The organism is Cognatishimia sp. (assembly GCF_964229375.1).
GTDB lineage: Bacteria > Pseudomonadota > Alphaproteobacteria > Rhodobacterales > Rhodobacteraceae > Cognatishimia.
In genome coordinates this window covers 1-7311 of sequence record NZ_CAXREH010000014.1, presented here as the reverse complement: position 1 = coordinate 7311, position 7311 = coordinate 1, and the positions used below count along the sequence as shown (strand labels likewise).

11 protein-coding genes are annotated in these 7311 nt (G+C 56.3%); 3 read left to right on the top strand and 8 right to left on the bottom strand.

Going from position 1 to position 7311, the window contains the following annotated elements; genetic code table 11:
• The 6 genes from ACEQWH_RS01230 to ACEQWH_RS01205 form a co-directional block, all read right to left on the bottom strand.
• Positions 1-107: FAD-binding protein (locus ACEQWH_RS01230; protein ID WP_370227546.1), on the bottom strand; the 107-nt coding region annotated here is incomplete at its 3' end.
• Positions 108-126: 19 nt separating this feature from the next.
• Positions 127-498, bottom strand: a complete 372-nt coding sequence (gene sdhD / locus ACEQWH_RS01225; RefSeq protein WP_370227544.1) for a succinate dehydrogenase, hydrophobic membrane anchor protein — start codon at positions 496-498, stop codon at positions 127-129.
• 16 nt (positions 499-514) lie between these two features.
• Positions 515-901, bottom strand: coding sequence for a succinate dehydrogenase, cytochrome b556 subunit (gene sdhC, locus ACEQWH_RS01220; protein ID WP_370227542.1), 387 nt, complete (start codon positions 899-901; stop codon positions 515-517).
• A gap of 323 nt (positions 902-1224) precedes the next feature.
• Positions 1225-2256, bottom strand: a complete 1032-nt coding sequence (locus ACEQWH_RS01215) for a MaoC family dehydratase (protein ID WP_370227541.1) — start codon at positions 2254-2256, stop codon at positions 1225-1227.
• Positions 2256-2459, bottom strand: coding sequence for a DUF1737 domain-containing protein (locus tag ACEQWH_RS01210; protein WP_370227539.1), 204 nt, complete (start codon positions 2457-2459; stop codon positions 2256-2258). Before ACEQWH_RS01210 ends, ACEQWH_RS01215 begins: the two co-directional genes overlap by 1 nt.
• A 17-nt stretch (positions 2460-2476) precedes the next feature.
• Complete coding sequence (locus ACEQWH_RS01205) at positions 2477-3331, bottom strand: CoA ester lyase (protein WP_370227537.1); 855 nt, start codon at positions 3329-3331, stop codon at positions 2477-2479.
• A 189-nt stretch (positions 3332-3520) separates the two neighbouring features.
• Here ACEQWH_RS01205 and ACEQWH_RS01200 point away from each other — a divergent pair, with 189 nt between their 5' ends.
• Positions 3521-3832 (top strand): hypothetical protein, encoded by a 312-nt coding sequence (locus ACEQWH_RS01200; protein WP_370227535.1) that lies wholly within the window; start codon positions 3521-3523, stop codon positions 3830-3832.
• Here the strand turns inward: ACEQWH_RS01200 and ACEQWH_RS01195 are convergent.
• On the bottom strand, positions 3829-4266 hold the full coding sequence (locus ACEQWH_RS01195; RefSeq protein ID WP_370227534.1) for an N-acetyltransferase family protein: 438 nt from the start codon (positions 4264-4266) through the stop codon (positions 3829-3831). The two genes, ACEQWH_RS01200 and ACEQWH_RS01195, sit on opposite strands and share 4 nt — an antisense overlap.
• On the bottom strand, positions 4263-5000 hold the full coding sequence (locus tag ACEQWH_RS01190) for a sulfite exporter TauE/SafE family protein (protein ID WP_370227532.1): 738 nt from the start codon (positions 4998-5000) through the stop codon (positions 4263-4265). The genes ACEQWH_RS01195 and ACEQWH_RS01190 overlap by 4 nt, the downstream gene beginning before the upstream one ends.
• 167 nt (positions 5001-5167) lie before the next feature.
• Between ACEQWH_RS01190 and mdh the strand changes: the two genes are divergently transcribed.
• Both mdh and sucC read left to right on the top strand, forming a co-directional pair.
• Entirely contained in the window at positions 5168-6130 is a 963-nt protein-coding gene (gene mdh, locus ACEQWH_RS01185) for a malate dehydrogenase (RefSeq protein ID WP_370227530.1), read from the top strand.
• 344 nt (positions 6131-6474) lie between these two features.
• On the top strand, positions 6475-7311 hold an 837-nt coding region (sucC, locus tag ACEQWH_RS01180; protein WP_370227528.1), incomplete at its 3' end, for an ADP-forming succinate--CoA ligase subunit beta.

Below are 7311 nucleotides of genomic sequence, written 5' to 3'. Positions count from 1 at the left end.
GTGCGCAGACCCTGTTCTGCCATGCCAAGCGTTGCACGCAGACCGGCCCCGCCGGCGCCCACAACCACCACGTCATATTCGTGGGTTTCATATTCATATGCTGCCATCGTACGAGACTCCGGGGGCTTAGAGAGCGATCTTAGCGAGGGCAAACAGGCCCACCGCGATCAGCGTGTAAGAGAATGCCTTGACGGCGATGAGGGTCAGTTTTTCCGCGACGCCGTGCACATAGTCTTCGACGGCGACATTCGCTTCGTTCATCAGGTGAAGAACGCCCACGACGAGGGAAATACCGGTGATGAGTGCAGGCAGAGGCTGGCTGTAGTAGGCCAGCGTGTCTTCATAGCTGCCGCCAAGACCCATGGCAAAGGTCACAACGAAAGCCGGCACCAGAAAGACCAGCAGAATAGAGCTGACCATGGCTTGCCAATGGTGATGTGTGCCTTCGCGACCCGCTCCGAGACCCTGTGCGCGTTTTCTATCTGTCAAATACCGCATGATACTCTCCTCGCGCTCAGCAGATCAGCAGCGCAACAAGCGCTGTCAGGACGGTAGCCAGAACAAACATGCCGATCGCTAGCTTTTCAGAAACCGAAACTTCAAGGCAGTACCCAAAGTCCCAGATCACGTGACGCAGACGGCCCAGCATGTGGTAGAAAATCGACCACATAGCGCCCAGCAGAACGACATCTCCGACGAAGCTATCAAGCAACCCGTCTACGGTGGCAAAGGCGCTTGCGGATGTCGCCGCTGCCAAGAGCCACGCCACAACAACCAAAGCTGCGCCAAGGGCGATGATGCCCGTAATGCGAACCATGATCGAGGAGACGGACGTAAGTTGGGGTCGATAGATCGATAGGTGGGGCGAAAGCGGACGGTTGCCGCGATTCACATCTGCCATGATGACTCCTTTCAGGTCCTTTGGGACTGTTCTAAAGACTTTTATGCCGGAGTCACGTTTTTGGGGGTCGTTTTTTCCCCGTTAGCGCAAAAACATGGCGTTCCGGCGGTGAAAATTGCGTGATTTGCAAATTTTGTGATCACACAATTATTTTACGTGATCACATATAGATTGAAATCCGCCGTGACCTGTGGATTTCGAACGACTTCTGCAAAAGCAGCGCAGCCGCCCTTTCCGATATCTATGTGAATCGCAAAGAACGTTGACCGCAGCCACACTTTAGTGCTCACAGATTTGTGATCACAAATGCGAGCGATTGATCGCTAGATCGGCATCAGCGCCCAATAATCGAGATCAAGCAGGACGTCCGGCAGGTATTTCCCGTCCTCTCCGCGCAGCGCAAACGGCGCACCGCCCTTCGTTGCGACCAAACGCAAACGGATTGCACCCACGCCGGGAGCCGACGTTTCTGCCTTGTCCAGAACCTCACTCCAGGCGCGTACAGTCATGCCCGACAAACAGGGGTTCGCATGTGCGCCACCGTTCAGGCCGACGATCATCTGAGCGTTCGCAAGCCCGTTAAAAGACAACGCGCGCACCATCGAAATCACATGGCCGCCATAGATCAAACGAGACCCATCCGGACGCGCGGTGCTGTCAAAGTGAACCTTTGCGGTGTTCTGCCAAAGGCGGGTCGCCATCATGTGCTCGGCTTCTTCGATTGTGATGCCATCGACGTGGTCGATGGTCTCGCCAATCTCATAGTCGCCCCAACGATGCGCCTCGCCCGCAGCAGTAAAGTCGTAAGCGGTGAAATCCAGACCCGCGGGGATCACCAGCTGCGCCGGATCAATAACTTTGGCCAGATCTGGGATCGTGGTCACCGGCGCAGGGGCATCCAGATCCTTTTTGCGCACCATGACCCAGCGCACGTATTCAATCACCACGTCATCGTGCTGATTCAGACCGCGGGTGCGGACGTAAACGACGCCAGATTTTCCATTGGAATTCTGTTTAACGCCAATCACTTCGCTGACCGAACGCAATGTGTCGCCCTCATAGACCGGCTTCAGCCAGCGGCCTTCGGCATAGCCCAGATTGGCAACCGCATTCAGCGACACATCAGGGACAGTTTTGCCAAACACCACATGAAACGCAGCCAGATCATCCACCGGCGATTTCGGCAGACCAGAGGCGCGGGCAAATTCGTCTGACGAATACAGCGCATGACGTGCCGGATAGAGCGCGTGATACATTGCCCGTTCGCCCCCAGAGACAGTGCGCGGCACCGCATGGTGGATCACATCTCCGACGCTGTAGTCTTCGAAAAAGCGTCCTGCGTTGGTCTTGGCCATTAATGGTCTCCGAGTTTGGTCTCTGGCGTGTATGTTCCCTCGACCTCTTTCACGACAGCCTGTCCGCAGCGCATCACCCCACGGGCGGCGTCAAAGGCATAAACAGGCTCGCCCTGCAGCACCCAGCCTTTGTTCAGGGCTGCGGTGACCTTGTGGCAGAATGCGGAAGTGTCGTCTTCGGACAGAAAGCGATAGAGTTTCATCGGGGGTCTCTCAAAAGTTAAGTGGCAAGCGCGGCGATCGCCTCGGCTTTCGCCAAGATCTCGCGTGCGGTCACGACATGCAAGTTCTCTACGATCTTGCCGTCCACCACGGCGACGCCGGTGCCCGCGGCCTCTGCTTCTTCAAAGGCGGCGATCTGACGGGTGGCCAGTTCAACTTCATCATTGCTTGGCGCGAAGGACTCGTTGGCAACAGCGACCTGTGCCGGATGGATCAAGGTTTTGCCGTCAAACCCCATGTCGCGCCCCTGCTCGCATTCCGCGCGCAGCCCGTCCGCATCTTTGAACGCGTTATAGACCCCGTCGACAATCGTGACGCCACGCGCCTTTGCCGCCAACAGGCACAGCCCCAGCCCCGCCTGCATCGGCAGTCGATCCGCGCGGAACCGGCTTTGCAGCTCTTTCGCAAGGTCGTTGGTGCCCATGACCATGCCTTCCAGCGTGTTATGTGCTGCGATTTCGGCGGCATGCAACATACCCAATGGCGTTTCCATCATCGCCCAGATCGGCAGATCCTTGGTGATTTGCGCCAAAGCTTCGACTTGCGCAGCGCTCTCGACTTTGGGCAGCAACACGGCATCACAGTCCATTTGCGCAACCGCCTCGGCATCCGCTGTGCCCCATTGGTTGGACAGATCATTGATCCGCACAATGCGCTGACGCTTGCCATAGCCGCCCTCCTTTAGGGCCGTCGCCAAAGTGGCCCGCGCCGGAATTTTTTGATCGGGCGCGACCGCGTCTTCGAGGTCGAAAATGATCGCGTCGATGGGCAGCGTTTTCACTTTCTCCATCGCTCTCGCATTTGAGGCCGGAACATAGAGAACAGAACGATAGGGTCTCGCGCGCCGAGTCATTGGGTCACCTCGCAATAAAGTTGCGCCAGTGTATGCCAATGTTTACCGAAAGAACGCAAGGGAATTTCTGCATCGCAGAAAAATACGCCCCGTCACGTGGTTTCCTGGGGCCGCGCCGTTAACCAATTGTTGCGAAATCTGTGATCCCTTTGTTGCGGGTTTCACTTGTCCCACCAAAAGGAACACGCCGTGCATCACCGTCGCGTCATTGCCGCCATATGCGTTCTGTGCAGCTTGCCAATGCCTGCACAGGCTCAGAGCACCGCGCCCTGCGGTGAACGCGATCAGGTTATCACGCGACTGGCCGAAAAATTTGGCGAGCAGGTTCAGGCGCAGGGTCTGGATAATAACAACGGCATGGTTGAGGTTTTTGCCAACACCGACAGCGGAAGCTGGACCATCACCATCACATCTGCGACCGGACTGACCTGTTTGATGGCCAGCGGGAACTCCTTTGTGGACTCAAGCGTTGCACGCCTTGCCCCCAAAGATGATGCCTAAAGATCTCGCAGGATCATCCCTGCCTTTTCATCGCCAGAGAACCCGAGCTTCTCATAGAACCCGACCGCATCGTTGGCCTTTCCGGTCTGCAGCATGATTTTATAGGCATTGGCCGCCTTCGCCGCATCAATCGCGGCCTGCATAACCGCCCGCGCCAGCCCCTGCCCTCGGTGGTTTTTGTCGGTGACAACATTCTCTATCAACGCATAAGGCCGGCCACCATAGGTGACATTGGGCAGCACATGCAAAGTCGCCATGGCGCGGACATTCCCGCCGTGGACCGCCCCAAAGACCGAAGTGCCGCTGTGCGCAAGAACACCCGCAAACCAAGCTGCCCCGTCAGGATCCATCAGAAACGGTTCTTTCGTCGACAGCTGCGCATAGAGCGTAGCGGCCGCGGGCCAGTCTTCGTGCGTTAGCAATCTTACGGTCACGTCAAAGAGTCCCAGATCAGCTTTACGCCGGTCGCCGCCAGCAAGGCATAAGTCAGGCCAAAGAACAGCCTGTCCGACACCATATGATGCGCTTTGACCCCGATATAAACGCCAATCAACGCAAAGGGCGTCATATAAAGGTCAAGCTTCAGAGTTTCCCACGTAAAGAACCCTAAAAACCCATAGGGCACGGCTTTGATGGCGTTGATGACCCAAAAGACCACGACGGCCGTCGCGTGATAGGTGGTTTTGTCAAATTTCTGACCCAGCATATATATCGCCGCAGGCGGCCCGCCTGCGTGGGACACAAAGCTGGTAAAACCAGACACAAACCCAGCGCCATACCCCACACGGCGCGAGAACCGACGGGCGGCCACTGCGCTTTTGGGCAAAAGGCTCCAGACAACAAAGCCGACCGAGATCAGCCCGATCAAAAACCGAAGAACATCGTCGTTGGTATAGGAAATGAACACTGCCCCCGCCACGACGCCCGGGATCCCGCCCAGAATCAACGCCCAAGACGCCTGCACGTCCCAGCGTTTCCAGAATGGCCCAACACAGGCGACATCCATCACCATCAAAAGGGGCAGCATGATGCCAACGGCCATTGTCGGCGGCAGGATAATGGCAAGAATCGCAGAGCTGACGAACGCAACGCCACCGCCAAAGCCGCCCTTAGAAATCCCCGCGAACAACACCGCGAGGCTTAAAATCACAAAAAACTGAACGCCCAACTCGCACCTCACAAAAAGCGCAAATTGCCTTGCATACCAACGTATACACAGTTTTCACGCCCACCTGCGTCTCTATAGCACTGCCGCGCTGCAGCGCAAAACCCTTGCACCGAGGTCGCTTTCACCGTACCCACGCACCCAATTTCAACCGCACTGGAGAATTTCCAATGGCTCGACCCAAGATTGCCCTTATCGGCGCAGGTCAGATCGGCGGCACACTTGCCCACCTCGCAGCACTTAAAGAACTCGGCGACGTTGTTCTGTTTGATATCGCAGAAGGCACCCCAGAGGGTAAAGCGCTCGACATCGCAGAATCCGGCCCGTCCGAAGGCTTTGATGCCAAGCTGAAAGGCACACAGGACTACGCTGACATCGCAGGCGCGGACGTCTGCATCGTGACAGCTGGTGTGCCTCGCAAACCAGGCATGAGCCGCGATGACCTGCTGGGCATCAACCTGAAAGTTATGAAGTCCGTTGGCGAAGGCATTCGCGACAACGCACCAGAAGCTTTCGTGATCTGCATCACCAACCCGCTGGACGCGATGGTTTGGGCGCTGCGTGAATTCTCTGGTCTGCCACACGAGAAAGTCTGCGGCATGGCAGGCGTTCTGGACTCCGCACGCTTCCGCCACTTCTTGGCCGAAGAGTTCGACGTGTCCATGAAGGACGTCACCGCCTTTGTTCTGGGCGGCCACGGCGACACAATGGTGCCTTCCGCGCGCTATTCCACGGTTGCAGGCATCCCTCTGCCAGATCTGGTTGAAATGGGCTGGACCACACAAGAGAAACTGGACGCGATCATCCAGCGCACCCGTGACGGTGGCGCGGAAATCGTTGGCCTGCTGAAAACCGGCTCTGCATTCTATGCACCGGCGACCTCGGCGATCGAAATGGCCGAAGCCTATCTGAAAGACCAAAAACGCGTTCTGCCATGCGCTGCCTATGTAGATGGCGCGCTGGGTCTGGACGGCATGTATGTTGGTGTTCCAACTGTGATCGGCGCAGGCGGCATCGAGCGTATCGTCAACATCAAGCTAAACGCAGAAGAGCAAGAGATGTTCGACACCTCTGTGAATGCTGTGAAAGGCCTGGTCGAAGCGTGCAAAGGCATCGACGGCTCGTTGGCTTAAACTGCCATCGATAAAATTTCAGAAAAGGCGCCCCGCTCGGGCGCCTTTTTTGTTTTACCTTAGAAATGCACAGGGGCGCGCCCGGTTTGAATATCCGCAAGCGCGCGATTCATACGCTTAGGTGCACAAACGACTCGACTGAATCGGCACCACAACAAGCTGTTTCCGCTAACGTGCACAAAAATTCAGACGGCGTTTTGAAATTTGTGATCACAGAAATTTTTCGCGTGATCACAAATGCGCGAATTTTACCTAGAATTGCTGTAATCTCGCAAAAAGCACTTAGTTTCGCGGAAACGATGGGTCTATAACGTCTTTAATCGTACTTAACACGGGACAGCTTCATGAACATCCATGAATATCAGGCGAAAGCTCTGCTTCGCTCTTACGGCGCCCCAGTTTCAGAAGGACGTGCAGTTCTCAAGGCAGAAGATGCCAAAACTGCAGCTGGCGAACTGGATGGACCTCTTTGGGTCGTTAAGGCTCAAATCCACGCAGGTGGTCGCGGCAAGGGCTCTTTCAAAGAGGCCGACGCGGGCGAAAAAGGCGGCGTACGTCTGACCAAATCTGTGGAAGAAGCCGCAGAAGAAGCCAAAAAGATGCTTGGCCGCACATTGGTCACCCATCAGACCGGCCCAGCGGGCAAACAGGTCAACCGTATCTATATCGAAGCCGGCTCTGGCATCGAGCGTGAATTGTATCTGGCTCTGCTGGTTGATCGCGTCACATCGCGCGTCTCTTTCGTGTGCTCGACCGAAGGCGGTATGGACATCGAAGAAGTGGCCGCATCCACACCTGAAAAGATCCTGTCTTTCTCTGTTGATCCAGCGACCGGCTACCAAGCCTATCACGGCCGCCGCATCGCCTTCTCCCTCGGCCTGACCGGCGCGCAGGTGAAGCAATGCGTCAAGCTGATGGGACAGCTTTACAAAGCCTTCATGGAAAAAGACATGGAGATGCTGGAGATCAACCCGCTGATCGTTGCAGATGACGGCAACCTCAAGGTTCTGGACGCCAAAGTCGGCTTTGACGGCAACGCGGTTTACCGCCACGCCGATATCGCCGAGCTGCGTGACACCACTGAAGAAGACCCAAAAGAGCTGGAAGCCAGCAAATACGACCTGAACTACATCGCTCTGGATGGTGAAATCGGCTGTATGGTGAACGGCGCGGGTCTGGCG